Genomic DNA, 24,511 nt, shown 5'->3' on the forward strand with positions numbered 1-24,511 from the left:
GGTGGCCGGTTGGGCTGTCCACTTCGCACGCGGCGGCGTAGTTTGGAGGTGTGCGAAAGATGGGCGTCACCGGAGTCCGGGTGCGTATGCAGGCACCCGAGCAGGACGTGCTCGTGCTCCTGGGGGAGGCCGAGGGCGAGCGCTCCCTGCCGATCGTGATCGGGCCGCATGAGGGCGTAGCGATCGCCACTGCCCACGCCGGGATGCAGCCGCCCCGGCCCGGCCCCCACGATCTGATGGTCAGTGTGCTGACGTCCTGTGGCGTGGCACTGACCCAGGTGAACATCGTCGAGTTGCGCGCAGGCACCTTCATCGCCGAACTGGTGCTCTCCAACGGCGCGCGGGTGGACTCCCGGGCCTCCGACGCCATTGCGCTGGCTCTGCGGGCTCAGGTGGATGTGTGGTGCGCGGAGGACGTGCTCGATGAGGCAGCGGTGGTGCTGGAGACCGACACGGACGGCAACATGCGGGTGAGCGAGCCGGTCGGTATCGACGAAGCAGAGGCCGAGGTGGCACATTTTCGTGAGTTCCTCGATTCGGTGGCCGCGGAAGACTTCGCCGACCCCCGCGAGGAGTAGCGTAAACCTCAACCTCAGGTTGAAGGTAAGACACGCCGTCGCGACACGCCGAACCGCATTGAACTGCGCATGTCGTTGACCTGTCCCGCCCTGGGCAATAGCGTTCATGACATCCGGGCGTGGTGATGGGCAAATCACGACGCCGGGGCGTAGAGTGTTCAAGAGCGAACGTGAGGACGGACGATGGGTGGCAGCGGCATGGATGCACAGGCGGACGCCGCCGAGAACACCCTGCAACGCGCGCAGGGGATGTTGTTCGGGGACACCCTCCCGGACCTGGACGCCGACACCGGCTACCGGGGCCCCACGGCCTGCCGCGCGGCAGGTATCACCTATCGGCAACTGGACTACTGGGCCCGAACCGGGCTGGTGGAGCCGAGCATCCGTCCCGGCAGCGGATCCGGAACGCAGCGGCTGTACAGTTTCCGCGACATCCTGGTGCTGAAGGTGGTCAAGCGACTCCTCGACACCGGGGTGTCCTTGCAACAGATCCGCTCGGCGGTCAATCACCTGCACGAGCGCGGTGTCGAGGATCTCGCACAGATCACCCTGATGAGCGATGGTGCCAGCGTGTACGAGTGCACCTCCGCCGATGAGGTCTTCGACCTGGTCCAGGGCGGCCAGGGAGTGTTCGGTATCGCTGTGGGCAGGGTGTGGCGCGAGGTTGAGGGCAGCCTGGCCGAGTTCCCGACCGAGCGGGCCAGCGATGAACCGGCGGATGTCCGCGGCGATGAACTCGCGCGACGGCGCGCGGCTCGTCGCACCGGCTGACCCAGCCGATTCGACCCGCCGGCGGTTCACCCGCCGGGAACCCTGCGCGGAGCGAGGTGGGCGAGGCCCCAGCCATCTGGTTAGGGTGAACCATGGCGCGCTACTTCGATCTACACCCGGTCAACCCGCAAGCCCGCTCGATCCGTCAGGTGGTGGAGATCCTGCGTGCGGGGGGCCTGATCGCCTACCCGACCGATTCCGGGTATGCCCTGGGCGCGGCCCTGGGGAACCAGGAGGCAAAAGACCGGATCGTGGCCTTGCGACAACTCGACCACCGCCACCACTTCACGCTGGTGTGTCGCAACTTCGCCCAACTCGGGCAGTTCGTGCACGTGGAGAACGCCGTGTTCCGTGCAGTGAAGGCTGCGACTCCCGGTCAGTACACCTTCATCCTGCCCGCCACCAAGGAGGTGCCGCGCCGGTTGCTGCAGCCCAAACGCAAGACGGTGGGGGTGCGGATCCCGGACCACACGGTGGTCCAGGCACTGCTGGAGGAGTTGGGCGAGCCACTCCTGTCCTCCACGCTACTGCTGCCGGGGGAGTCCGAACCGCTGACCGAGGGATGGCAGATCAAGGAGGAGTTGGATCACGCCCTGGATGCGATCCTGGACTCCGGTGAGTCCGGCAGCATGCCGACCACGGTGGTGGACCTGTCCGAAGGCGACGCCGAGGTGGTCCGCATCGGCGCCGGTGACCCTGCGCCCTTCCAGTGATCAGCCCGGGCGGTCGATCGTGGCAGCCAGGTGCCCCGGTGCCTGCACGCAGTAGGAGTCGATGAGGAACTCGGCCAGTTCGCCCCAGTCGGTCCGCTCATCGAGGACGAGCCCGACCACGTTCTCACCCCACTCGGCCCGGAAGTACGGTTCACCCAGGTGCTCGAAGGCCATCACCTCCGCCGGTTCGGCGCGGAACATGATGCGGAAGAGTTGGTCCTCACCCCCGAACACATGCGCCACGGTGGCATTGGCGACCCGCCAGCGCACACCGGTCCAGGCGTCCTCGATCTCACATTGCGGCAAGGCGGTCAGGATCTCATCGATCCGGTCGACCCAGGCGAGGGGCACGGTGGGGCGATTGGTCACCCTGGACAGTGTGCCCCAGGCCACCGACATCCCTGCCGGGGCCACCGGGCACATCGGCACCAACTAGGCTGGTCCGACCCCTACGAGAAAGGTCACGCATGTCCGGCTCCTTCACCCTTGTCCCGCAACCCCGGTCCACCGAGGTTGGGCAGGGGTCCTTCACCCTCGCCGAGGATCTGGCGATCGCCGGCCCCAAGGAGTGGGCCGCCGTCGTCCGCCGCCTGCTGGCGCCCGGGACCGGCCTGGACCTGCCCGGCAGGGATGATGGCGCGCTTCGCTTGCACCGGGACGAGTCGCTGCCGGACGAGGGTTACCGGCTGGAGGTGACCGGCGACGGGATCGACGTGCACGCCGGAGATCACCGGGGCCTGAACTGGGCGGTCCAGACGTTGCGACAACTGCTGCCGGCGGCGGTGTACCGGCCCGCGCCCGTCGGCGCCCAGTGGCAGGTCCCCGCGGTGACGATCACCGATGCCCCGCGATTCGCCTGGCGCGGAGTGATGCTCGATGTGGGCCGACACTTCATGCCACTTGCGGACCTGTACTCCTTCGTCGATCTCCTGGCGACGCACAAGTACAACGTCTTGCACCTGCACCTGAGCGAGGACCAGGGGTGGCGGATGGAGTCGAAGTCCCACCCCCGGTTGCATGAGGTTGGCAGCACCCGGCACCAGACTCGCAGACCTGGGGCTGAGGACGGCGACGGAACCCCGCACGGCGGCTACTACACCCAGGACCAACTCCGCTCAGTCGTGGCCTACGCCGCCCAACGCGGCCTCGAGGTCGTGCCCGAACTGGACTTCCCGGGCCACGTGCGCGCGGTCCTGGCCGCCTACCCCGAACTGAGCAACAACCCCGGGGAAGGGCACACCGTCGCCGACACCTTCGGCATCTTCGATGAGGTGCTGAACCTGTCCGACGAGGCGATGGAGTTCGTCTTCTCGGTGTTCACCGAATTGCTGGACGTCTTCCCCTCCCGCTACATCCACGCCGGCGGCGATGAGGCTCCCCGCACCGAGTGGCTGGCCAGCCGGGCCGCCGCCGAACTCGCCGAACGCCGCGGACTGCCCGATGCCTCCCATCTACAGAACTGGTTCACCCGGCAGGTGCGGGACTGGTTGGCCGAGCGTGGCCGGATCCTGGTGGGGTGGGACGAGATCAACGACGAGGGTCACCTCGACGGTGCGGTCACGATGGCCTGGCGAGGCGCCGGGTACGGGGTCGAGGCCGCCCGCGCCGGGGGAGAGGTGGTCATGGTGCCCACCTCCCACCTGTACCTGGACTACTACCAGAGCAACGATCCGGACGAGCCGTACAGCATCGGCGGACACCTCCCGGTCGAGAAGGTCTATGCCTTCGACCCCCTCGAGGGCGTGCCACCGGAGCACAGGGGAAAGATCCTGGGCACGCAGGCCAACGTGTGGACCGAGTACATCCCCACGATGCGCCGGGCGCAATACCACCTGTTCCCGCGCGCCTGCGCCCACGCCGAGGTCGCCTGGTCCGACCCGGCCGGGCGCACCTGGGACGAATTCACACCCCGTCTGACCGGGCACCTGGAGCGTCTGGACGCTGTGGGCGTGGACTACCGACCCCTGGGCGGCCCGCAGCCCTGGCAGCGTGGGGGCACCGGAGCCTTCGAGCGCCCCGCGGCTCACCAGGGCGACGCCGACGGCTAGGTGGGGAGTAGTCGCCGCACCGCCGCACCCATCCCGCAGGCACTACTAGGCTGGTTGGACCCGAGGTAAGGAGCCGATGTTCATGTGCAAGCCGGTACAGTGCGCGCGTTGTCGCAAGACCACGTGGGAGGGCTGCGGAGATCACGTCGCCGAGGTCCGCGCCCAGGTCGCCGATGCCGACTGGTGCACCTGCCCTCGCGCAGTACCTGCCTAGCCCCTCCGCACGCTGAACGCGGCACCGCCCCGGTATCCGCGAAAGGGGCTCATATGACCAAGCAGGAGTCCTTCACACGGCGTGTGCGCGAACGGATGGCCAAGACCGGGGAGGTATCCGGTGCCGCCCGCCGGAGGTTGTCGCCGGCCGCCGGCGAACCCGGCTGGGTACACCCGCCCCAGCAAAGCGACGAGCAGGTCGTGGAGCGCACTGGCCGCACCTGGAACCAGTGGCGCGAGGTGATCGACGCCGGTCCTGGTCGCGACGCGGGACACGCCGCGATCGCCACGTTCCTGGAGCAGAATCACGAGATCGGCGGCTGGTGGGCGCAGGCGGTGACGGTCGGGTATGAACGCATCACCGGGATACGAGCGCCTCATCAACGCGCTGACGGCACCTTTGAGGCGGGCGTCTCACGCACCCTGCCGTTGGCCGGCACCGCGCTACGCGCGGGCCTGCTCGATGAGTCCGGCCGCGCCGATCTGCTCGGCGGGTTGGCCTCCACTCTGCGATCTCGACCGACCTCCACAGCAGTACGGCTCGGGGTCGACGAGGGTGTGGTGCTGTTCACCTTCGACCCGCGCCCGGACGGCCAGGTCCGGGTGACCGTCACGCACAGTAACCTGGCCGGTCCGGCCGCTGTGGAGCATTGGAGAGCGTTCTGGGGCGAGTGGCTGCAGGCACTGCATGAGGCAGCCGACGACGACGGAACCTGAGACGGTCCGGCCACCCCCTGGAGGTCTGCGGCCGGGTTGCCTCCCAGCACCACGCGCGGAGTTTTCACAAGTCGATCTAGAAGAATGTCATGACCGGCAGTAGGCTGGGAAGCCGGGGCCCTTTGAACGGTCCTCGACCCATCGATGCACACACGGAGGCGGCTGTGGCCCTGGTACCGGACAACACACTCATCACCGATACGCCCGAGCAGGGCCGCGAGCTGGCGATCATGCTGGCCCGCAAGACCGTCGGTGCCATGCAGCCCGACACCAGCGTCCGCCAACTGCTTCGTCCTGGTTACGCCACCAACCCGGACTCGCTGACTGCCGCCGCGCACGTGGTGGCGGTGGAGTTCGCCACCGTGGCGGCGGCGAACAACTACTGGCGCAACTGAGCACCGCTGGGCCTCGGGCGGCGCAATGAGGGCGGCGACTCAAGGTTCCGTTCGCCGGAATGCGTTCTAGCGTTCCCGCTGGGCCCGAGACTCGGCGATACCGAGGTAGTGGGGGTTGTGCATGATCCCGAGGACGTTGCCGAAGGGGTCGACGAAGGACGCCGTGGTGAACCCGGCCGAGCGGGGCGTGATCGGCTCATACTCCGTCGCGCCCATGCTGAGCAGCCGCTCGGCCGTTGCGGGCAGGTCGTCGACGTGCCAGTACATGACGGCACCCCCGGGCGAGTTCGCCGCTCCCGCGGGAGCGTAGCGGCGATCGATCAAGCCGAACTCGTCCTCGTCGTCGCCGATGCGGAACTCGATGTAGGCGGCCTCGGCGGGGGCGGGTGGGAAGGCGTAGTAGGGCGGGAAGCCGAACAATTCCGTGTACCACTCGGACGCCTTGGCAAGGTCGTCGGCGTAGAAACTGATCGTGGCGAATCCCCGGAACATCGGTCCTCCTTGGTGGTGTAGCGGCCGGTGCTCCGGACCGCGATGCCACCATGCTGCACCGCATAAGTACTCATCCTGTGAGCACTTTTCCTGCAAGAATTCGATCTATGCGCGCCGACCGTCTGGTGGCCACGCTCCTGCTCATGCAGGCACGTGGACGCGTCACCGCCTCCGAGGTCGCCGCCGAACTCGAGGTCTCCCTGGCCACCGCTCGCCGCGACCTCGAAGCGTTGTCAACCGCGGGGGTGCCCGTCTACTCCCAGCCAGGCCGGGGCGGTGGCTGGTCGTTGGTCGGCGGCGCCCGCACGGACCTGACCGGTCTGACCGCTGCCGAGAGCCAGGCACTGTTCCTCCTTGCCGGCCACGCAGGGGCTGGGTCCGGGGCGACCAGGTCGGCCCTGCGAAAACTCATGCGCGCCCTTCCGGAAACCTTCCGTGCGGACGCCGCGGCCGCCGCCGACGCCGTGACCACCGACACCGCCGGATGGGGCGCGTACGGCTGGGAACGGCCGCCAGTCCTGGAAACGCTGCAAGGGGCCGTCGTCGGCCACCGCCGACTCTCGCTCGAGTACGAGGGCCGCACCCACGCGGCGGCCACGCGCACGGTGGACCCGTGGGGGCTCGTCGACAAGGGCGGCGTCTGGTACCTCGTCGCCGGGACCCCACATGGCCGGCGCACCTTCCGGGTCGACCGGATCCGCGAGGCGACCATGCTGACGGAGGCGGCGGCCCGGCCGGCGGCCCTGGATCTGGGCCGGGAGTGGGAGCAGGTGGTCGAGGAGGTGGAGCACCTGCGCTCGGGCGTCGCCGCGACGGTGCTTGCGCCGGCCCGCGCGCTCCCCGTCCTCGAGCGCCAGTTCGGCCGGCACTGCGAACTGCTCGAGACCTCCGGGGACGGGCGCGTGCGGGTCCGCTTGGCGGCCCACCTGCCGCTGTCGATCGCCGAGCACCTCGCCGGATGGGGCGCGACCGTCGAGGTCCTCGAACCGGAGTCGGTGCGGGCCGAACTCGCCCGGTTGGGCGCGGAACTGCTCACCCGCTACGGGGGCTCCTGATGGTGCCTACGAATGCCCCGATCGCCGTCGCGGGTACTAGCACTCCCGGCCCAGCACCCGGGCGACGGCGTCACATTGCTGCTCGGACAGGTGCACCCGGCCGGCGGCCGCGTTGGTCTCCAATTGGGCCGGGGTCGAGCTGCTCGGGATCTGGGTGCCCATTCCCGGCAACGTGAGGAGGTAGGCCAGGGTGAGTTGGCTGATCCGCAGGTCCCAGGCTTGTGCGAGCTCGCCGAGTTGGCGCACCACCGCGATCTGAGCGGGGTCGATCTCGATACCCTCATCGTGCAGCCGGTCTCCGGGGCCGACCTTGTTGGCATCGAGGTAGCGGTCGGTGAGCAGCCCTTGGGCCAAGGGGGAGTACGGCACGAATGCCAGGCCCTGGTCGGCGCACACCTGGAGCACCCCGGGCAGTACCTCACCGTTCAACGGGTCGAACCGGTTCTGCACCGCGATCGGCCGGGTTCGCCGGGAGATGCCTTCGCTGACCTCCAGGTAGGCACGCACTTGATCAGCGGTGAAGTTCGAGACCGCCAGGTAGTGCACCTTGCCCTGGCTGACGAGGTCGGCGACCGTTTCCAGGCTCTCCTGAATGGGGACCACCGGGTCGAACCGGTGGAACCAGAGCACGTCGATCCACTCGGTCTGCAAGCGCGCCAAGGAGGCTTTGACCGACTCGGTGATCTGCAGCCGGGACAGCCCGGAGTGGTTCGGGGTGTGCCCGTCCATCCCGCCATGGGTCTTGGTGGCCAGCACCACGTCACGCCGGCGCCCCGGGTTTACGCCGAGCCACCGGCCGATGATCCGCTCGGAGTTGCCCGAGGCGGCGTTGTAACGGTTCGCCGTGTCCCAGAACAGCACGCCCAACTCGTGTGCGCGGTCCAGAATCTGCAGTGCGGTCTGCTCATCGGAGCGGGCACCGTCCCCGGTGTCGGGGAAGCCGAATTTCCACGTGCCCAGGCCGATCGCGGGGGAGCGCAGACCGGAGGAACCCACGTAGCGGTAGGGCATGCCCTGGAAGTCCTCGGCCTGGTACGCGACGTTGTACAGATCCGGGTTCGGGGTGAGGTGATCCATTGATCGAGACTACCTGGGTGCGACGGTGGGGGCCGCTGTACGTCATCCGGGGGAGCGGGGCGAACCCGGCGCAGCAGGACCCGAACCCCGCTGATACCGTGCTAATCTGCCCCTCCGGCCGGAAGGACCAGCGGTGCAGAAGCGCACAGCGGCGATCACCACAACGATCTTCGCGTTCGCCGCGCCCGGGATGGTGGCCGGCGTGCTGCCGTGGCAGGTGCGAGGGGAGGCCTCGGCACACCTTCCGGGGGGCCCGCTGTCACGGATCCTCGGTTTGGGACTCGTGCTCGGCGGTAGCGCGATCGTGACGGATTGCTTCGTCCGGTTCGTCCGCGCACGGGGGACACCTGCGCCTGTGGCCGAGACCGAAGACCTGGTGGCCACCGGGTTCTACCGGTATACGCGGAACCCGCAGTACCTGGGGGTGTTGTCGATCATCGCCGGGCAGGCGGTGCTGTGGCGCAGTCCGCGGATCCTGGCATACGGCGCCGTTGTCGCCACGTGCTTCAACCTGACCCTGCATCTCTATGAGGAGCCGCGGCTGCGTCGACGCTTCGGCGATCACTACGTTCGTTTCACCGAGCAGGTCCCGCGCTGGCCACGCCCGGGACGGTTGCTGCAGAAGCCGGGACGCTGACAGCGGTCGACATGAGGGGAGTGGCGGCGTGCACGCAGGGGTGTGCGCCCCCCACGATGGAATGACATAATGTGCATTATCGGTGTTCAGGCATCGGGTGTGTGGGCCCTCGCCGAGTCGAGCCCGTCATGGTAGCTTCCCGCGGACTGGAGCCAGTTCCCCTAGGTTTCGGCTGAGCGACAAAGGCGCCGGTCCTCGCCCTAACCTCGCTGCCATCGCACACTCACCGTAGGGTGAACGACATGAAGCAACGAACAATCGGTAACGGCACAGTCGGTCGCGTCGAGGTCGGAGCGATCGGCCTGGGCCTGATGACCTTCGACCAGACCGGCGAGCAGCCACGGGCGCAACTCGCCGAGACGATCCGCACCGCACTCGAGGCCGGGGTGACACTGTTCGACACTGCGGATGCCTATGGGCCTGGTGAGCAGTTGGGGGTGGCGGCCCAGGGCGAGAACGAGAAACTGATCGCTGGACTGCTCGACGAACTCGGGCTCCGGGACCAGGTGTACCTGGCCACCAAGGGCGGCAGTGTGCGCGGCGACGGCGGCTCCTGGTCCCAGGACAGTTCACCCGAACATCTGCACAGCGCGGTCGACGCGAGCCTGTCCCGGCTTGGCGTTGACCAGATCTGGCTGTGGCAGCACCACCGCCCTGATGCGACCCGAGACTATGACGAGACGATCGGGATCCTGCAGGAGATCGTCGACACCGGCAAGGTCGGCATGGTCGGTCTGTCCAACGTCGACCCGGCCCAGATCCGGACCGCGCACGCAGTCCTCGGTGACTCTCTGGTGAGTGTGCAGAACCAGTTCAGCCCGAAGTTCCGCAGCAGCCTGCCCGAGGTCGCTGTCTGCGCCGAACTCGGCCTGGCGTTCCTGGCCTGGAGTCCCCTCGGCGGACTGACCGATGCCAAGGAACTGGCGGCGAAGCACCCGGCATTCGCGCAGGTGGCGCAGGAACGCGGAGTGAGCCCGCAGCAGGTGGCGCTCGCCTGGGAACTCGCCCAGAGCGAGGTGGTGATCCCGATTCCCGGGGCGAAGCGCCCAGCATCGATCGCTGACTCTGCCGCGGCGGCGGATCTGGCGCTGACCGCCGAGGAGATCGCGCTTCTCGACGCGGCCTGAGCCAAGGCGCGGTGATTCGTGCTGCCTCCGACTGCGCCGGAAGTGGGGACAGCCGCGGTCAGGTGCGTTCCGGCGGCGCGGTGTCCACGTAGGTCAGCCCATGTCCGTAGGGGTACAGCGGCCCGTCCGCGGTGTCGTCATAGCCGGGCAGGTCGCTGGCCTGCTCCTCGATGGCTGCCGTGGTGCCCGCCAGCGCGAAGGGCATCCTCCCCCGGGGCGCGAACTCGCCGGTGAGGACGTCCAGCAGGGCCTCATCGGAGATGCCGAAGGTCGCCACGATCGCGCCGGCATCCCGCAACCCGCTGTGTTCATCCAGGACGAAGGGCTGGCGGAAGTAGACGTCCAGGATCACCTTCGTCGGATCGCCAATCTCAGCCATGACCTGCTGGACCGTGCTGAGGCAGGGTTGCACGCGCCAGGATTCGGCTTGCGCCATGCCGGAGAAGTCGATGATGCTGACCTCCCAGGGCAATGGACCGCCGAAGAGTAGGCCGTCGTCGGTGCACTCCTCGGCCCCATAGGCCACGCCCGCGTCTGCGGCCCCGTAGGGGCTCTGCCCGTCCAAGCCCCGCACGCTGGGGAAGACGATCGGGTTGACCTTGTCCGGGCGCATCCCCGAGCCGGGATCGGCGCTCTTGTAGTCCGCTGTACCTAGCGTCAGGGCGCTCAGCCTGACCAGCACGTGGTCAACGCCGGCGGCGCTGGGACGGTCCGGCGCGTTGCCGTCGATCACGGTGAAGCCTCGCGCAGCCAGCGTCTGGGTGTCGATCTCTCCCAGGACGTACACCGTGGACTCGGCGCGCAACGGCAACGCCGGGCCGGTGGCATCACCCCGGTCGCGGTTCTCCAGCAGGACCACCGAGCGGCGCTGAGCGTCCCGTGCGACCTGCGCCGACCGCGGGCTGGCGAATACCTCGTTCGCCCTGCTCGGCTCCACGTAGGGGTCTTCGAACAGGCCCATGCGGAACAGCGGGACGAGCAGCCTATGTGCCGCCAGATCGATGCGCTCGGTCGTGACCAGACCGTTTTGGACCAAGTCGATGATGACGTTGGCGTCGTGGAAGCCGGACAGGGTGTCACTGCCGGAGTTGATCGCAGCGGCGATTCGCTCGGGCACGGAGGCCTCCTCCAGGCCCCACGCACGATCGGTGACGATGCCGGTGTCGGAATTGACATAACCTGTGAATCCCAAGCGTTCACGCAGCAGATCGTTGACGATCTGCTCACTGAAGGCCATCCCGATCTGGTCGTAGGTGACGCCGTCGTACGTGACGTGCATCGGCACCCCGTAGTAGGGCATGATCGCCGCCGCCCCGGCGTCGACCGCCGCCCGGAATGGTTCCAGGTGCTCCCCGAAGTTCTCCCTCGGGTACACCTGGGTCTTGCCGAAGGAATAGTGCGGATCCAGACCCAGTTCCTGCGGGCCCCCGCCGGGGAAATGCTTGATCGTCATGGCCACATCGCTCGTGGTGCTCAGCGAGGAACCGTCGGTGACAACGGCGCCCTGCAGGGTCTGCAACAGGGCCGTGACGATGTCGCTGGTGTGCTCGGCGTTCTCGCTGAAGCATTCATGGCTGCGATACCAGCGCGGTTCGGTGATCAGGTCGACCATGTACCCGTACATCCCGCGAAGCCCGATCGCGCGCCATTGCCCGCCCATCACCTTGGCGTACTCGGTGATCGGCTCCATACTGCCGGCACCAAGTGCAGCGGCAGCCAGGCCGGCCTCCTTGGGGAATCCGGAGAAGGCACCGTGGCTCTCATTGATCCCGGCCCGGGCATCGGGGTCGATGTGGTTGCGCGCATTGGACTTGGCCAGCACCGGGATCCCCAGCCGGCTTCCCTCGGCCATCTCCTGGACGGCGTTCATGAACAATGCCGCCTGCTCCGGCGTCACCGAGGAACCAGCAATGAACGGGTGGCTGTCATCGCCCTGGCGCTCCTGGCCGGGCACCGCGACCACATTGCGGAAGACGATGCGGCGCATGTGCTGACGGCCCACGTAGTCCCGGGCCACGTCGGTGAGGGCGCCACCCCAGCCGGCGTTGACGGTGTCGATCAGCATCAACCCGGCCTTCTCCTCCAGCGTCATCCGCGACACCAGATCCGCCGCCCGCTGCCCCGCCGGCAATCGCCAATCCTCGTACGGGGCCAGTTGCCCGTCGTCGTCGAGGTTGCGGAAGCGCAGTCCGTCCACCTCGATCGTCGACTTGGACCGCACGCCGAGAGCCGGCTGTTCGGGTTCAGAACGCGTTGACATGAGTTCCTCGATTCCTCTTGCGCGATGGGATGCGTTGCGATGCGGGTGCCGCCGGGGGGGGTCGTGACGCTCAGCGGTCCACCGGCGCAGTTTCCTCCCCGTGCGGATACTTGCTGCGATAGAAACCCACGATCATGTCCACCACCTGGGCGTAGGTCACCGTGCCGGTATTGATCACCAGGTCGTAGTACTCATCGGTGTGCGGGTCCCACTGATACAGGTTGGCCGACATCTCGGCGCGCACCCGGTCCTCGAATTCGATCCGGGCCCTTGCTCCCTGCTCATCCAGCCCGGTCTTGGACATGACCCGCTCGGTCCGGGTGCTGAGCGGTGCCGTCAATCGCACGTGCAGCGCCCCGACCGCCCGTCCCAACACCAGGGCACCGTTGCGACCGGCGATCACCGCGCCGTCCCGGGCGGACTCCAACACTTCACGGCGGTTCCGCTCGGCGATCGAATGATCCTCCGCCGTCTCCAGTGCCCTGGCCATGTCCGCGTCCTGGGTGCCGGTAAAGGACACCGTGCGCAGCCACCGTTCGAAAGCGCTATCGGAGACCAGCACCTCGGCATCGGCCTCGGCGACCTCATCGGAGGTGAACTTCTGCGCGACGAACCTCACCCCCAGCTTCTCGGCCACGGCCGGCCCGATATCGGTTGCGCCAGCCCCTTCCCGCTCGAAGATCGTGACCACCGGCAAGGTGCCCAGTTTCCGGGGCCGAAGCAGGAGGTCACGTTCGTCCCCCAGTTCCTGCACGAGCACCCGGGAGGTCTCCACGCCGTAGGAAGCGCTGACTACTCCTTGGGAGCGACGGGCGTTGAGTTCACGTACGATCGTGCGGTGCTGGTCGAGGTCGAGGTTGTACCAGATCATCACCACGGTGGCCATCACGGCCACCAATGCCGGCACTCCCCCGGTTGCCAAGCGGATCCCTTCTTGCGCGGTGGCGTCTTGGGCCTCCGCCTGCGCCACGTACCCGAACGCACCGATCACCGCCGCACCGGCCCAACCGCCGACCCCCTGTCCGGTCTTGCGGATGAAGGACAGGATCGAGTAGGACCCGCCTTCGGCGCGCACTCCGGTCTTCCATTCTCCGAAATCGACCGTGTCCGCCTGCATCGAGAACATCAAGGCATTCGTCCCGCCGGTGCCTACCCCGAACAAGAACCACCCCAGGATCGCCAACGGCAGGCTCCCGTCGGGAACCAGATAGATCACTGCGAACGACAGCACGGTGACGACTGCCGCCCCGATATAGCCGTTGCGCTTCCCGAACCGCGAGGTGATGGTGGGCACGAACGAGGCCACCAGTACCGTCCCCACCGTCTGTGCCAACGCCAGGAAGGTGTACCAACCGGCATTGCCCAGGATGTACCGGGCGTAGTACAACGCCACCGCGTTCATCATGAACATGGCCGCGAGCAGGAAGAACGCCGCCAGGCAGAGCACGATCAGCGGGCGGTTGTGGCGGATCATCCGCAAGGTGCGTTTCAGTGAGATCTTGGTGGCGCTGCGCGGCACCACTTCTTTGACGTTCCTGAAGCAGATGAGGTACAACACCACGGCCACCACGCCCAGTGCGGCGGTGGTGAGGGTGAACTGGAGACGGACGTGGTCCCCGGTGGTGTCCTGGAACTGCGGAGCCACCACAGCCGAGAGCACGACGGCGGTCAACGAGTTGGTGATCGACCGGGCACCGGACAACTTCGATCGGTCGACCGGGTCCTGCGTCATCGCCGCCGCCAACGACCCGTAGGGGATGTTGACGAAGGAGTAGGCCAACTGGAACAGGGCATCGAGCAGGAATACCCAGGCGATCGTGAGCGCGGGACTCAGACCCGCCGGCACACTGAACAGCAGGACGAACACGATCGCCAGGGGTGTGCTGCCGAAGAGGATCCAGGGACGCAGCCGGCCCCAGCGAGTATTGATCCGGTCCACGACCTGGCCCGCGATCAGATCTGCAGCGCCCGCCCAGATCTTGGTGACGCCATAGATCGCGCCCGCCACACCGGCGGACAGGCCCGCGATATCGGTCATGTAGACCATGAGGAACATCGACGTCATCATGAACGTCACATTGTTTGCGACATCACCGAGGGAGTAGGAGAACACCTGCCCGCCGGAAAGCGTTCCGCGGTTCTTGCCGGACTTGCCCGCCACTTGCTCGCTCCCCCGCAACATCACGGTCGACAGGTTCTCCTGGCTCCTCTGATGACTATAGCCAAGGCAGCTCTGCCGGGCCCAGCCTTGCGGTACTCACCAGCACGTGTCGCGCTGTCACGCTCCCGGCGGCGCAGACGTCCTGTGTGATGAGAGCGATCCCCGAATGCCAGGAGGACACGATGCCCCGCATGCACCTACAGAAAGTCATTCCGCTCGCCTACGCCCCCGTGCTGGCGCTGGAGAGCTACGCGCGCAAGGTCAATGACCAGCGCACCTACGAACTGGTCAAGATCAGGGCCTCGGCCATAAACGGGTGTAGTTACTGCCTGGCCATGCACACCCGCGACGCCCGCAAACTCGGTGAGTCTGCCGAGCGCATCGCCGCATTGGAGACCGGATGGAGCGGGCTGGACCTGTGGTCGCCCGCCGAGGAGGCCGCGCTCGCCTTGACCGATGAGGTCACCAGACTCGGTGAGCACGGAGTCAGTGATGCGGTCTGGGACGAGGCGGTGCGGCGCTGGGGGGAGAAAGGCACTGGACACCTCATCATCGCGATCGCGACGATCAATGTATGGAACCGGATCGCGATCGCCACAGGTCTCCAGGCCCAGGATCTATGACCTCGGCCCCGACCGAGCCGCTCGGACTGGCCAAGGAGGAGTTCGAACGGCTCAATGGACGGATGCTGGGCGTGGCCTACCGGATCCTCGGCAGCTGGGCCGATGCCGAGGACGTCGCGGCCGAATCGTGGATCCGTTGGCACACCCAACGCCCGGAGCACGTGCGCGAGGCCCAGGCGTGGCTGACCACCGTGGCCACCCGGCTGAGCCTGGATCGGCTGCGCACCATGCAACGCCGCCGGGAGGACTACGTGGGCTCCTGGCTACCGGAACCGATCGACACCGCGCTCCTACCGCATGAGAGCGCGGATCAGCGGCAGAGCCTGGACTTCGCCCTGCTGCACCTCATGGACCGGCTGAGCCCGGAGGAGCGCGCGGTGTACGTGCTGCGCCACGCCTTCGACTACCCCTACACCGAGATCGCCCCGATGCTGGGCCGCACCCCGGCCAGTTGCCGCCAACTCGGCCACCGGGCCGGGGCCAAACTCGGTCCCATCCCCCAGGAGGCCGACCTCAACCGGCACCGGAGCCTCCTGAACCGGCTCGGCACCGCGATCATGGACGGCGACGTGGCCACGGCGATGTCGCTGGTCTCCCCCGACGTGGTGCTGCTCAGCGACGCCGGCGGCAGAACACGCGCCGCACTCCGCCCGATCTACGGCCCCGATCATGTGATCCGGTTCCTGGTGGGCGTGACAACCAAGACACCACCGAGCCGAACCGACCTCATTGGCGTCAACGGACGTCCGGCGTTCCGACTGATCTCCGACGGCGTGGAGCGCGTCTTCAGAATCGACATCGGTCACGGTGTGGTCACCAGGGCCTATGTCCTGGGCAACCCGGACAAACTTACCCGGCTGCGCTAGCGCAGTTCCGTCGCAGTTCCGTCACGAAGGAGCCTTCCTGCCTCGTGGCGGCCTTCGGTACCACGGCGTCGTGGACGACTGCCGGAATCCGAGACCGTGGTGGAGGGCGGTTGCGGGGGCGGACTCAGAGGAGACCTTCACCCGCTCTGCCCCGGCCGGCTGCGGCCGCGCGGAGGCCTCCATCCACGCGGTGGCGTCGCCATCTCCTGCCACCAGCCCGGACTGCCTGGCGAGGGCGGTGAAGACCGGGTCGTGGGCACCCACCGGGAGCTCGAGCCGCTCCCTCCATCTGATGCGTGTACGCCCCGGGTAAAGTGAATCAGTCATCACAGCCGGATGACCGAACAGCAAAGGTGGTACGGATGGCGGCTCAGGAGAAGATCCTCGTGGAAACGGTCAGCGAGGACGGCCGGGCGACCGGGGTGGCGGAGAAACTCGAGGTCCACCGCGAACCCGGCACGCTGCACCGCGCGTTCTCGCTGTTCGCTTTCGACCACGACGGCCGGCTGCTGCTGCAGCGGCGGGCCGCGGTGAAGTATCACTCTCCCCTGATGTTGACCAACAGCACCTGCGGGCACCCCTTCCCCGGCGAACTGCCGGCCGACGCCGTCGCGCGGCGCCATCAGGACGAACTCGGTGCCCCGGTCACCGACCTGGTGGAACTGGGCACCGTCCGGTACCACGTACATGACAGCGCCAGCGGCTTGTACGAACACGAGTACAACCACGTCTTCGCCGGGCGGGTCGACCCGGCCTCGCTCGTGCCCGAGCCGGGCGAGGTCGACGAGGTGGTCTTCGTCACGGGGGACGACCTGGCCCGGTTGCGCGCCGCGGAGCCGTTCACGGCCTGGTTCGACCATGTGTGGCAGATCGCTCTTCCCCGGCTCGCCGAGTGGGGTTTCAGCGCCCGCTGAGTCATTAGGATGGTCTCCGTTCACGTCCGCCTTGCCGAAAGCCGTTGGATGCCTCCACCCGCCGTCCTGCCCACGGGCTCGGCGCACGCCAAGGCGATCCTGGTCGGTGAGCACGCCGCCGTCTATGGCCACCCGGCCATCGCACTGCCGATCACCCCGCTGCGCACAGTTGCCGAGGTGCACCACTGCCCCGGTCCGCTCCGGCTGAGCACGGGCGATGCGAGCCTGCCGGTGACCGAGTTACCCCAGCGGTTCGCCTCGGTGGGCGTCGCCGCGGTCGAGTCGCTGACGTTCTTCGGATTGCCGGCCGAGGATGTCGAGATCGTCGTACGCAGCGGAATCCCACCTCAGGCGGGCCTGGGTGCCAGCGCGGCTGCCGCGAACGCGATCGTCGAGGCCGTGCGGGCCTACGCGGGGGCAGCACTGGACGATGCGAGCCGCTTCGCACTCGTGCAGACCGCCGAGCGGGTGGCCCACGGGAACCCCAGCGGCATCGATGCGCACGCCACCCGGGCCCGGGAACCGCTACTGTTCGCCGACCATGTCGCCACCCCTCTGACCCTGGGCGCCCCAGTGTGCTTCGTGGTCGCTGATACCGGCGTGCGGGCCTCCACCGATGATGCCGTCGCCGGCGTGCGCCAGATCGTGGACGCCGACCCGGCCCTGGGCCGCTCGCTGCTGGCCCGTCTCGGGGAGTTGACCAGAGCCGCGGTGCTGGATCTGGAGCAGGCGCACCTGACCGCCTTCGGCCGGCGGCTCACCGAAGCGCAGGATGCGCTCACCGACCTGGGCGTCGGGCACCCGGCGATCGACCGTCTGGTCACTGCAGCCCTGCACGCCGGCGCAGCGGGAGCCAAACTCACCGGCGCCGGACGCGGAGGCTGCGTGATCGCCGTGACGCCGGACGCCGCCAGCGGGCAGGCGGTGCAGTCGGCGATGACGGCCGCGGGTGCCGTCGCCGGGTGGATCGTCACGCTGGGGGCGACATGAGCATCACCGCCGTGGCATATCCGAACATCGCGCTGATCAAGTACTGGGGCAAGCGCGATGAGTCGTTCAACCTACCGGCCACCGGAAGCCTGTCGATGACTCTCGACGTGGCCCCCACCCGAACCACCGTCACGTTGGCGCCCGAGGCCGACGACGACGTCGCGACCTGGCGCGGAGAGGCCATGAGCGGCGATGACCTCACCCGGGTGCGCTCCTTCCTCGATCTGGTGCGCGAACTGGCCGGAAGCCCGGTACGGGCCGTCGTGGAGACCGCCAACGAGATCCCCACTGGCGCCGGATTGGCATCGTCCGCCTCGGGCTTCGCCGCACTTGCCGCTGCGGCGAGCAGCGCCTACGGACTGGAACTGAGCGAGCGGGACCTGTCCCGACTGGCACGCCGCGGTTCCGGCTCGGCGGCCCGATCGGTCTTCGGCGCCCTGGTCCAGTGGCACGCCGGCCGCGACGACGCCTCCTCCTACGCCGAGCCCCTCCCCGCGTCGGCGCTCGAGCTGGCACTCGTCGTCGCAGTCCTGTCCCCCGGGCGCAAGCCGGTGGGCAGCCGGGAGGCGATGCGCCGCACCGCGGCGACCTCCCCGTTCTTCCCGGCCTGGGTGGCCTCGGTACCAACCGAACTGGCGGCCATGCGCCGGGCGATCGCGGGCGCCGATTTCGAGGCCGTCGGGGAACTGGCCGAGGCCAACGCGCTGCGGATGCACGCCACCATGCTCGGCGCCGCACCACCGGTGCGGTACTGGAATGCCGACACGGTCGCCGCGCTCGACCTGGTCGCGCAGTTGCGCGCCGACGGCGTGCCGGCCTACGCCACCATGGACGCCGGACCCAACGTCAAGGTGCTGTGCCGACCACCGGACACGACAGCCGTGACCGAACGCTTCGCCGCCGCGTTCGAGGGTGTAGACCTTCTCATCGCCGGCCCCGGGCCCGGCGTGTGCGTCGAGAGCACCCGATGATCCAGGCGCCGGGCAAACTCTTCATCGCCGGTGAGTACGCAGTCGTCGAACCCGGCGGCAGCGCTGTGCTCGTGGCCGTCGACCGGTACGTGAGCGTGCGCGTGGCCCCCGCGCAGCGGCACGGCGCCGTCCGCTCGGCGCACTACGGGCCGCAGCCACTGCGCTGGGAGCGGGACGAACGTGCCCGGGTGGTGCCCGAACCGCGGCAACGTCCGCTGGACCACGTGCTGTCGGCGATCCGCACGGTCGAGGCACTCGTGGCCGATCTGAGAATCGAGCCCCGCTGGCACAGCCTGGATATCGCCAGCGAACTCGACGACGCCGACGGCCGCAAATACGGGCTCGGCTCCAGCGCGGCGGTGACGGTCGCCGTGGTGCGGGCGCTCGATCAGTTCTACGGACTGGGCCTGACCGCGTTCGAACAGTTCAAGGTGGCACTGCTCGCCACGGTCGAGGTGTCGCCCTCGGCCTCCGGGGGCGACGTCGCGGCGAGCACCTTCGGCGGGTGGCTCGCCTACCACTCCCCCGACCGGGCCGCGGTCGCGGCTCTTCGCCACCGGGTGGGTGTGCTCGCCGCGATGCGTGCGCCGTGGCCGCTGCTGCAGGTCACCCCGCTGCCCGCACCGAGTGGCCTCGACCTGATCGTGGGCTGGACCGGCGCGGCGGCCTCGACGACGTCGCTGGTCGCTGAAGTGCGGGCGCGACGTCTGTCCCAGGATGTGCGCTACGAGACGTTCCTGGCGGGTAGCCGCGCCCGGGTGCAGGACCTGATCACGGGCTTGCAACAGCACGATAGTGCGGCCGTGCTCGCGGCGGTGCGGGCAGCGCGGAACCTGCTGATCGGTCTGGGCGCAGGACTGGGAATAGAAATCGAGACACCGGCGCTTGCTCACCTGGTGACCTCCGCCGAGCGCATCGGGGCTGCCGGCAAGGCCTCCGGGGCCGGCGGGGGTGACTGCGGGATCGTGCTCGCTCCTTGCGGCAGCGACCTCGAGCCGATGTTGCGGCACTGGGAACAGTCCGGTGTGCGCAGACTGCCGCTGGCCGCGGCCCCCACGCACGAGCGTCGTGACGGCGCAGTGAGGATGATAGAGCGATGAGCGAACAGGCGGCGCCCGTACCCCTGAGGTGGGTCGGGCCGATACGACTGAGCGGGAACGTCATCGCCGGCGAGCACGAGGTCCCGCTGGCTACCTATGAAGCCCCGCTGTGGCCCTCGGTGGGCCGCGGGGCCCGGATCTCCCGGCTGATCGAAAACGGTATCGGCACCACGCTGGTGACCGAGCGGATGAGCCGTTCGGTCTACTTCGAACTCGACGGCGCAGGCGTCGCGGTGCAGGTGCTCAGCGAGATCCGCAGCCGATTCGCCGAGTTACAGCAGGTGGTGTCGGCGAGCAGCCGGTTCGCCGAACTGATCGACATGCACAGTGAGATCGCCGGGCGGCTGCTGTTCCTGCGCTTCGAGATCCTCTCCGGGGACGCCTCGGGCCACAACATGGTGACCCTGGCCAGCGAGCGGTTGATGACGCACTTGATGGCGCAGTGGCCGCAGTTGCGCTACGGCTCGATCTCGGGCAACTACTGCTCGGACAAGAAGGCGACGGCGGTCAACGGAATCCTGGGCCGCGGCAAGCACGTGGTCACCGAGGCGCACATCCCCCGCGAGGTGGTGCAGAAGTGGCTGCGCAGCACCCCGGAGAAGATCGCGGAGTTGAACACCCGCAAGAACCTCGTGGGCACCATCCTGGCCGGTGGTATCCGGTCGGCGAACGCCCACTACGCCAACATGCTGCTGGCCTTCTACCTGGCCACCGGACAGGACGCGGCCAACATCGTGGAGGGCTCGCAGGGCATCACCCAGGCCGAGGTCGACGGTGGTGACCTCTACTTCTCCTGCACGCTGCCGAATCTGATCGTGGGAACGGTCGGTAGCGGCAAGGGTCTGACGTTCGTGGAGGACACCCTCACCCGGCTCGGGCTGCGCGCCGATCGCGCACCAGGGGAGAACGCGCGTAGGCTCGCCGGATTGTGTGCCGCCGCGGTGTGGTGCGGGGAGTTGTCCCTGCTCGCAGCCCAGACCAACCCCGGTGAACTCATGGCGGCACATGTGGCGATCGAACGCAACGAACGCAGCACCCAGACATCCAACCCCTCGAACCAGGAGTGAGCAGTTCCGTGATCGGTATCGACGACCTCGCGATGGCCACCGGCGGCTTCCGCATCGACCTGGCGGACATCGCCGAACGGCTCGGGGCCGACCCGGCGAAGTACTACCGGGGCCTGGGCCAGACCGAGATGAGCGTGGTGGCCGAGGACGAGGACATCGTCACCCTCGGGGCGGCGGCGGCTCTACCGGTGGTGGAGCGGGCCGGTCGCGAGCGAATCCGCACCCTGCTGTTCGCCACCGAAACCGGGATCGACCAGTCGAAGTCGGCCGGTGTCTACGCCCACCGGCTGCTCGGCCTGCCTCCGAACGTTCGGGTGGTCGAACTCAAACAGGCCTGTTACTCCGCTACCGCTGCCATGCAGTTCGCCGCCGCGCTCGTGGCCCGTAACCCGGCCGAGAAAGTGCTGGTCATCGCCAGCGATATCGCCCGCTACGAACTGGGCTCGACCGCCGAGCCCACACAGGGCGCCGGGGCTGCAGCGTTCACCGTGTCCGCCGATCCGGCGTTGCTCGCCCTGGAGCCGGCCGCCGGGGTGTTCACCGAGGACGTCATGGACTTCTGGCGCCCCAACCACCGGGTGACCGCCATCGTGGACGGGCACAGTTCGATCAGCGCCTACCTCGACGCCGTCGCCGGTGCCTTCGATGACTACCGCGCCCAGGGCGGATCGGCATTCGAGGCGATCAACCGGTTCTGCTACCACCAGCCGTTCACCAAGATGGCCGCCAAGGCCCACCAGTACCTGGCGAAGCACGCCGGCGCGGATGTGCCCACCGAGACGCTCACTGCCCAGGTCGCGCCGACGATGGGTTACAACCGCCGGATCGGGAACAGTTACACCGCCTCGGTCTACCTGGCGCTGCTGGCCCTGCTGGACGATCCCGCGGACCTCACCGGTGAGCGGGTGGCGATCGCCAGCTACGGTTCCGGCGCCGTCGCGGAGTTCCTCACCGGCACGGTCATGAGCGGCTACCGGGCACAGATCCGCAACGGCACCAACGAGCAGATCCTGGCCGATCGTCCCCGGATCGATGACAACACCTACCTCGCGCGACAGCGCATCATGCCGCGCAGTGACCCGTCGAACTACGGCAACCGGCACGAGACGCGCGGCCCGTTCCGCTTCGCCGGCGTGCGCGAGGACCAACGCATCTACGAGGCCACCGCTCCCCGCTGAGGCCCGCTCCCGGGCGTTCGCCGACCGGTGCCTCCGTCAGCCACGTCGGCGAAGCGGCGGTGCAAGGTCGGCGTCACCGGGTTCTGAGGTAGTCGGCCAGGTGCCGACCGGTCAGGGTGGCCCGGGTGGCCACCAGGTCGGCGGGGGTGCCCTCGAAGACGACCTGCCCGCCGTCATGCCCGGCGCCCGGCCCCAAGTCGATGATCCAATCCGCGTGCGCCATCACCGCCTGGTGATGTTCGATCACGATCACCGAGGTGCCCTGCTCCACCAGGGAGTCCAGCAACTCCAGCAGTTGCTCCACGTCGGCCAGGTGCAAACCGTTGGTGGGCTCATCCAGCACGTACACTCCGCCGTTCTGGCTCATCCGGGTCGCCAGTTTCAGCCGCTGCCGCTCGCCGCCGGACAATGTCGTCAGCGGCTGGCCGAGGGTGAGGTACCCCAGGCCTACCTCTACCATCCGGCGCAGGATCTTGTGCGCCGGCGGGGTCCGCGCCGGACCGTCGGCGACGAACTCGGCGGCCTGGGCGACCGACATCGCCAACACCTCGGCGATCGTGCGCCCATCCAGGGTGTACTCCAGCACCGCCGCCTGGAACCGGCGGCCCTCACACTCCACGCACACCGACTCCACGGTCTCCATGAAGCCCAGTTCGGTGTAGATCACCCCGGCACCCCTGCAGGCCGGGCAGGCGCCCTCGGAGTTGGCGCTGAACAGTGCGGGCTTGACGCCGTTGGCCTTGGCGAACGCCTTGCGGATCGGCTCCAGCGCGCTGGTGTAGGTGGCCGGGTTGGAGCGCCGCGAGCCCTTGATCGCACCCTGGTCGATCACGACCACGCCGTCCCGGCCCGCCACCGAGTCCTCGATGAGCGAACTCTTGCCCGACCCGGCCACCCCGGTGACCACGCACAACACTCCCAGCGGGATATCGACGTCGACGTCCTTGAGGTTGTGCGTGCTGGCGCCCCGGACCTCCAGAGCGCCCGCGGCGGTGCGCACCTGGTCCTTCAGGGCGGCTCGATCATCGAGGTGCTCGCCGGTGATGGTCCCGCTGGTGCGAAGATCGGCGAGGCCCCCCTCGAACACCACCTGCCCCCCGGCGCTCCCGGCGCCCGGGCCCAGGTCCACGATGTGGTCGGCGATCGCGATCACCTCCGGCTTGTGCTCGACCACCAGCACGGTGTTGCCCTTGTCACGCAACCGCAGCAGCAGGGTGTTCATTCGCTCGATGTCGTGGGGGTGCAACCCGATGGTGGGCTCATCGAAGACGTAGGTGACATCGGTCAGCGCCGAACCGAGGTGCCGGATCATGCGGGTGCGCTGAGCCTCGCCCCCGGACAAGGTGCCGGAGGGGCGGTCCAGCGACAAATAACCCAGCCCGATCTGGACGAAGTTGTCCAGCGTGGCCGCCAGGGTATCGAGCAACGGCCCGGCGCTGCCATGCTCCTGGTGGGTACCCCCCGTGCCGCCGTCAGCCTCGTCGGCGAGGTCGCGCACCCACCCCGCCAGATCGGTGATCTGCATCGCGGAGACCTCGGCGATGTTGAGGCCGTTGATCCGAGAGGACCGAGCGGTCTCGTTGAGCCTGGTGCCCTCGCAGTCCGGGCAGGTCCGGAACGTGATCACCCGGTCGACGAAGGCCCGCACGTGCGGTTGCATCGCCTCCCTGTCCTTGGCCAAGATCGTCTTCTGCAGTTTGGGGATCACGCCTTCGTAGGTGACGTTGACGCCGTCGACCTTGATCTTGGTCGCCGGTTTGTACAGCAGCGCATCGAGTTCCTTGGCCGAGAAGTCCGCGATCGGCTTGTGGGCGTCCAGGAAGTCGGTGCCCTGGTAGATACGTCCGTACCAACCGTCCGGGCCCCAACCCGGGATGCTGAACGGCCCCTGCGCCAGGGACTTGGAGGAGTCATACAACGCCTCCAGGTCGAAGTCCGAGACCGTTCCCCGGCCCTCACAGCGCGGGCACATCCCGCCGACGATGTTGAAATCCCGCCGTTCCTTGACCTCGCGCCCGCCGCGTTCGAACGCCACCGCCCCGGCGCCGCTGATCGAGGCGACGTTGAAGGAGAACGCCTGTGCCGAGCCGATGTGGGGCTGCCCGAGGCGCGCGAACAGGATCCGCAGCATGGTGCCGGTGTCGGTCACGGTGCCGACCGTGGAGCGGGGGTTGGCGCCCATCGGCTCCTGGTCGACGATGATCGCGGTGGTCAGGCCATCCAGCAGGTCCACGTCCGGGCGGGGCATGGCGGGCATGAAGCCCTGCACGAACGCCGGGTAAGTTTCGTTAATCATCCGCTGGGACTCGGCGGCGATCGTGTTGAAGACCAGTGAACTCTTGCCCGACCCCGACACTCCGGTGAACACGGTCAAGCGGCGCTTGGGGATCGTCAGGTCCACACCCGTGAGGTTGTTCTCCCGCGCCCCGTGGACCCGCAGCAGGTCGTGGCTGTCTGCCGGGTGCCTCTCGACAGTAGCGGCGGTTGCTGTCGCCGTGGTCATACCGCTCCATCCGATCGCCGAGGTGCAGGTCTTGGAGATTACTCCTCCCGACCCA

The 24,511-nt window shown here is 68.2% G+C and carries 23 protein-coding genes; 17 read left to right on the forward strand and 6 right to left on the reverse strand.

The features are described from left to right. The first annotated feature begins 59 nt into the window (after positions 1-59). From ACO0LU_RS08855 to ACO0LU_RS08865, 3 genes are all read left to right on the forward strand, one after another. Complete coding sequence (locus tag ACO0LU_RS08855; protein ID WP_424791219.1) at positions 60-578, forward strand: bifunctional nuclease family protein; 519 nt, start codon at positions 60-62, stop codon at positions 576-578. Between the two features lie 198 nt (positions 579-776). Next, positions 777-1,349, forward strand: a complete 573-nt coding sequence (locus ACO0LU_RS08860) for a MerR family transcriptional regulator (RefSeq protein ID WP_424791003.1) — start codon at positions 777-779, stop codon at positions 1,347-1,349. A gap of 92 nt (positions 1,350-1,441) precedes the next feature. After that, positions 1,442-2,062 carry an L-threonylcarbamoyladenylate synthase gene (locus ACO0LU_RS08865; protein ID WP_424791004.1) on the forward strand — a complete coding sequence of 207 codons (621 nt, stop codon included), beginning with the start codon at positions 1,442-1,444 and terminating at the stop codon, positions 2,060-2,062. On the opposite strand, the gene ACO0LU_RS08870 is transcribed toward ACO0LU_RS08865, so the two are convergent. Beyond that, a complete protein-coding gene (locus ACO0LU_RS08870; protein ID WP_424791005.1) occupies positions 2,063-2,431 on the reverse strand; it encodes an MmcQ/YjbR family DNA-binding protein in 369 nt (122 codons plus the stop codon). It abuts the gene before it with no gap. A gap of 98 nt (positions 2,432-2,529) precedes the next feature. Here ACO0LU_RS08870 and ACO0LU_RS08875 point away from each other — a divergent pair, with 98 nt between their 5' ends. The 3 genes from ACO0LU_RS08875 to ACO0LU_RS08885 all read left to right on the forward strand — a co-directional run bounded on the left by ACO0LU_RS08875 (position 2,530) and on the right by ACO0LU_RS08885 (position 5,435). Beyond that, positions 2,530-4,110 (forward strand): beta-N-acetylhexosaminidase, encoded by a 1,581-nt coding sequence (locus ACO0LU_RS08875; RefSeq protein ID WP_424791006.1) that lies wholly within the window; start codon positions 2,530-2,532, stop codon positions 4,108-4,110. Between the two features lie 267 nt (positions 4,111-4,377). Then, complete coding sequence (locus ACO0LU_RS08880) at positions 4,378-5,040, forward strand: DUF4287 domain-containing protein (protein ID WP_424791007.1); 663 nt, start codon at positions 4,378-4,380, stop codon at positions 5,038-5,040. Between the two features lie 164 nt (positions 5,041-5,204). Next, positions 5,205-5,435: a hexameric tyrosine-coordinated heme protein gene (locus ACO0LU_RS08885; protein WP_424791008.1), complete on the forward strand. Its 231-nt coding sequence runs from the start codon at positions 5,205-5,207 to the stop codon at positions 5,433-5,435. A 66-nt stretch (positions 5,436-5,501) separates the two neighbouring features. On the opposite strand, the gene ACO0LU_RS08890 is transcribed toward ACO0LU_RS08885, so the two are convergent. Next, positions 5,502-5,927: a VOC family protein gene (locus ACO0LU_RS08890; RefSeq protein ID WP_424791009.1), complete on the reverse strand. Its 426-nt coding sequence runs from the start codon at positions 5,925-5,927 to the stop codon at positions 5,502-5,504. A gap of 107 nt (positions 5,928-6,034) precedes the next feature. On the opposite strand from ACO0LU_RS08890, the gene ACO0LU_RS08895 reads away from it, so the two are divergent. Next, a complete protein-coding gene (locus tag ACO0LU_RS08895; RefSeq protein ID WP_424791010.1) occupies positions 6,035-6,982 on the forward strand; it encodes a helix-turn-helix transcriptional regulator in 948 nt (315 codons plus the stop codon). Between the two features lie 36 nt (positions 6,983-7,018). Here the strand turns inward: ACO0LU_RS08895 and ACO0LU_RS08900 are convergent, their stop codons facing one another. Next, on the reverse strand, positions 7,019-8,059 hold the full coding sequence (locus ACO0LU_RS08900) for an aldo/keto reductase (protein WP_424791011.1): 1,041 nt from the start codon (positions 8,057-8,059) through the stop codon (positions 7,019-7,021). Between the two features lie 133 nt (positions 8,060-8,192). On the opposite strand from ACO0LU_RS08900, the gene ACO0LU_RS08905 reads away from it, so the two are divergent. Further along, positions 8,193-8,696: a methyltransferase family protein gene (locus ACO0LU_RS08905; protein ID WP_424791012.1), complete on the forward strand. Its 504-nt coding sequence runs from the start codon at positions 8,193-8,195 to the stop codon at positions 8,694-8,696. Positions 8,697-8,938: 242 nt separating this feature from the next. Further along, positions 8,939-9,823 carry an aldo/keto reductase gene (locus ACO0LU_RS08910; protein WP_424791013.1) on the forward strand — a complete coding sequence of 295 codons (885 nt, stop codon included), beginning with the start codon at positions 8,939-8,941 and terminating at the stop codon, positions 9,821-9,823. Between the two features lie 58 nt (positions 9,824-9,881). Here the strand turns inward: ACO0LU_RS08910 and ACO0LU_RS08915 are convergent, their stop codons facing one another. Next, positions 9,882-12,083, reverse strand: coding sequence for a glycoside hydrolase family 3 N-terminal domain-containing protein (locus ACO0LU_RS08915; protein ID WP_424791014.1), 2,202 nt, complete (start codon positions 12,081-12,083; stop codon positions 9,882-9,884). 70 nt (positions 12,084-12,153) lie between these two features. Then, complete coding sequence (locus ACO0LU_RS08920; RefSeq protein ID WP_424791015.1) at positions 12,154-14,244, reverse strand: glycoside-pentoside-hexuronide (GPH):cation symporter; 2,091 nt, start codon at positions 14,242-14,244, stop codon at positions 12,154-12,156. Positions 14,245-14,435: 191 nt separating this feature from the next. Between ACO0LU_RS08920 and ACO0LU_RS08925 the strand changes: the two genes are divergently transcribed. The 8 genes from ACO0LU_RS08925 (at position 14,436) to ACO0LU_RS08960 (ending at position 21,953) form a co-directional block, all read left to right on the forward strand. Next, on the forward strand, positions 14,436-14,867 hold the full coding sequence (locus ACO0LU_RS08925) for a carboxymuconolactone decarboxylase family protein (protein WP_424791016.1): 432 nt from the start codon (positions 14,436-14,438) through the stop codon (positions 14,865-14,867). Next, entirely contained in the window at positions 14,864-15,733 is an 870-nt protein-coding gene (sigJ, locus tag ACO0LU_RS08930; protein WP_424791017.1) for an RNA polymerase sigma factor SigJ, read from the forward strand. The genes ACO0LU_RS08925 and sigJ overlap by 4 nt, the downstream gene beginning before the upstream one ends. 362 nt (positions 15,734-16,095) lie before the next feature. Next, positions 16,096-16,647 (forward strand): isopentenyl-diphosphate Delta-isomerase, encoded by a 552-nt coding sequence (gene idi / locus ACO0LU_RS08935; protein WP_424791018.1) that lies wholly within the window; start codon positions 16,096-16,098, stop codon positions 16,645-16,647. Between the two features lie 48 nt (positions 16,648-16,695). Continuing rightward, on the forward strand, positions 16,696-17,637 hold the full coding sequence (mvk, locus tag ACO0LU_RS08940; RefSeq protein WP_424791019.1) for a mevalonate kinase: 942 nt from the start codon (positions 16,696-16,698) through the stop codon (positions 17,635-17,637). Further along, positions 17,634-18,608 (forward strand): diphosphomevalonate decarboxylase, encoded by a 975-nt coding sequence (mvaD, locus tag ACO0LU_RS08945; protein WP_424791020.1) that lies wholly within the window; start codon positions 17,634-17,636, stop codon positions 18,606-18,608. The genes mvk and mvaD overlap by 4 nt, the downstream gene beginning before the upstream one ends. Then, positions 18,605-19,708 carry a phosphomevalonate kinase gene (locus ACO0LU_RS08950; RefSeq protein ID WP_424791021.1) on the forward strand — a complete coding sequence of 368 codons (1,104 nt, stop codon included), beginning with the start codon at positions 18,605-18,607 and terminating at the stop codon, positions 19,706-19,708. Before mvaD ends, ACO0LU_RS08950 begins: the two co-directional genes overlap by 4 nt. After that, complete coding sequence (locus tag ACO0LU_RS08955) at positions 19,705-20,775, forward strand: hydroxymethylglutaryl-CoA reductase (RefSeq protein ID WP_424791022.1); 1,071 nt, start codon at positions 19,705-19,707, stop codon at positions 20,773-20,775. The genes ACO0LU_RS08950 and ACO0LU_RS08955 overlap by 4 nt, the downstream gene beginning before the upstream one ends. Continuing rightward, positions 20,772-21,953 carry a hydroxymethylglutaryl-CoA synthase gene (locus tag ACO0LU_RS08960; protein ID WP_424791023.1) on the forward strand — a complete coding sequence of 394 codons (1,182 nt, stop codon included), beginning with the start codon at positions 20,772-20,774 and terminating at the stop codon, positions 21,951-21,953. Before ACO0LU_RS08955 ends, ACO0LU_RS08960 begins: the two co-directional genes overlap by 4 nt. 73 nt (positions 21,954-22,026) lie before the next feature. On the opposite strand, the gene ACO0LU_RS08965 is transcribed toward ACO0LU_RS08960, so the two are convergent. Continuing rightward, positions 22,027-24,456, reverse strand: a complete 2,430-nt coding sequence (locus ACO0LU_RS08965; protein ID WP_424791024.1) for an ATP-binding cassette domain-containing protein — start codon at positions 24,454-24,456, stop codon at positions 22,027-22,029. Between the last annotated feature and the right edge of the window lie 55 nt (positions 24,457-24,511).

The organism is Pseudactinotalea sp. Z1748, from assembly GCF_049725185.1.
In the GTDB taxonomy this organism is placed as follows: Bacteria; Actinomycetota; Actinomycetes; order Actinomycetales; family Beutenbergiaceae; genus CALKWS01.

Bases quoted from the DNA above. Each gene is read 5' to 3' on its own strand.
- mvaD (WP_424791020.1), top strand. From the start codon at position 17,634: ATGAGCATCACCGCCGTGGCATATCCGAACATCGCGCTGATCAAGTAC.
- ACO0LU_RS08875 (WP_424791006.1), top strand. From the start codon at position 2,530: ATGTCCGGCTCCTTCACCCTTGTCCCGCAACCCCGGTCCACCGAGGTT.
- ACO0LU_RS08915 (WP_424791014.1), bottom strand. From the start codon at position 12,083: ATGTCAACGCGTTCTGAACCCGAACAGCCGGCTCTCGGCGTGCGGTCC.
- ACO0LU_RS08855 (WP_424791219.1), top strand. From the start codon at position 60: ATGGGCGTCACCGGAGTCCGGGTGCGTATGCAGGCACCCGAGCAGGAC.
- ACO0LU_RS08910 (WP_424791013.1), top strand. From the start codon at position 8,939: ATGAAGCAACGAACAATCGGTAACGGCACAGTCGGTCGCGTCGAGGTC.
- ACO0LU_RS08965 (WP_424791024.1), bottom strand. From the start codon at position 24,456: ATGACCACGGCGACAGCAACCGCCGCTACTGTCGAGAGGCACCCGGCA.
- mvk (WP_424791019.1), top strand. From the start codon at position 16,696: ATGCCTCCACCCGCCGTCCTGCCCACGGGCTCGGCGCACGCCAAGGCG.
- ACO0LU_RS08925 (WP_424791016.1), top strand. From the start codon at position 14,436: ATGCACCTACAGAAAGTCATTCCGCTCGCCTACGCCCCCGTGCTGGCG.
- sigJ (WP_424791017.1), top strand. From the start codon at position 14,864: ATGACCTCGGCCCCGACCGAGCCGCTCGGACTGGCCAAGGAGGAGTTC.
- ACO0LU_RS08950 (WP_424791021.1), top strand. From the start codon at position 18,605: ATGATCCAGGCGCCGGGCAAACTCTTCATCGCCGGTGAGTACGCAGTC.
- ACO0LU_RS08880 (WP_424791007.1), top strand. From the start codon at position 4,378: ATGACCAAGCAGGAGTCCTTCACACGGCGTGTGCGCGAACGGATGGCC.
- ACO0LU_RS08860 (WP_424791003.1), top strand. From the start codon at position 777: ATGGATGCACAGGCGGACGCCGCCGAGAACACCCTGCAACGCGCGCAG.
- ACO0LU_RS08900 (WP_424791011.1), bottom strand. From the start codon at position 8,059: ATGGATCACCTCACCCCGAACCCGGATCTGTACAACGTCGCGTACCAG.
- ACO0LU_RS08890 (WP_424791009.1), bottom strand. From the start codon at position 5,927: ATGTTCCGGGGATTCGCCACGATCAGTTTCTACGCCGACGACCTTGCC.
- ACO0LU_RS08895 (WP_424791010.1), top strand. From the start codon at position 6,035: ATGCGCGCCGACCGTCTGGTGGCCACGCTCCTGCTCATGCAGGCACGT.
- ACO0LU_RS08955 (WP_424791022.1), top strand. From the start codon at position 19,705: ATGAGCGAACAGGCGGCGCCCGTACCCCTGAGGTGGGTCGGGCCGATA.
- ACO0LU_RS08865 (WP_424791004.1), top strand. From the start codon at position 1,442: ATGGCGCGCTACTTCGATCTACACCCGGTCAACCCGCAAGCCCGCTCG.
- idi (WP_424791018.1), top strand. From the start codon at position 16,096: ATGGCGGCTCAGGAGAAGATCCTCGTGGAAACGGTCAGCGAGGACGGC.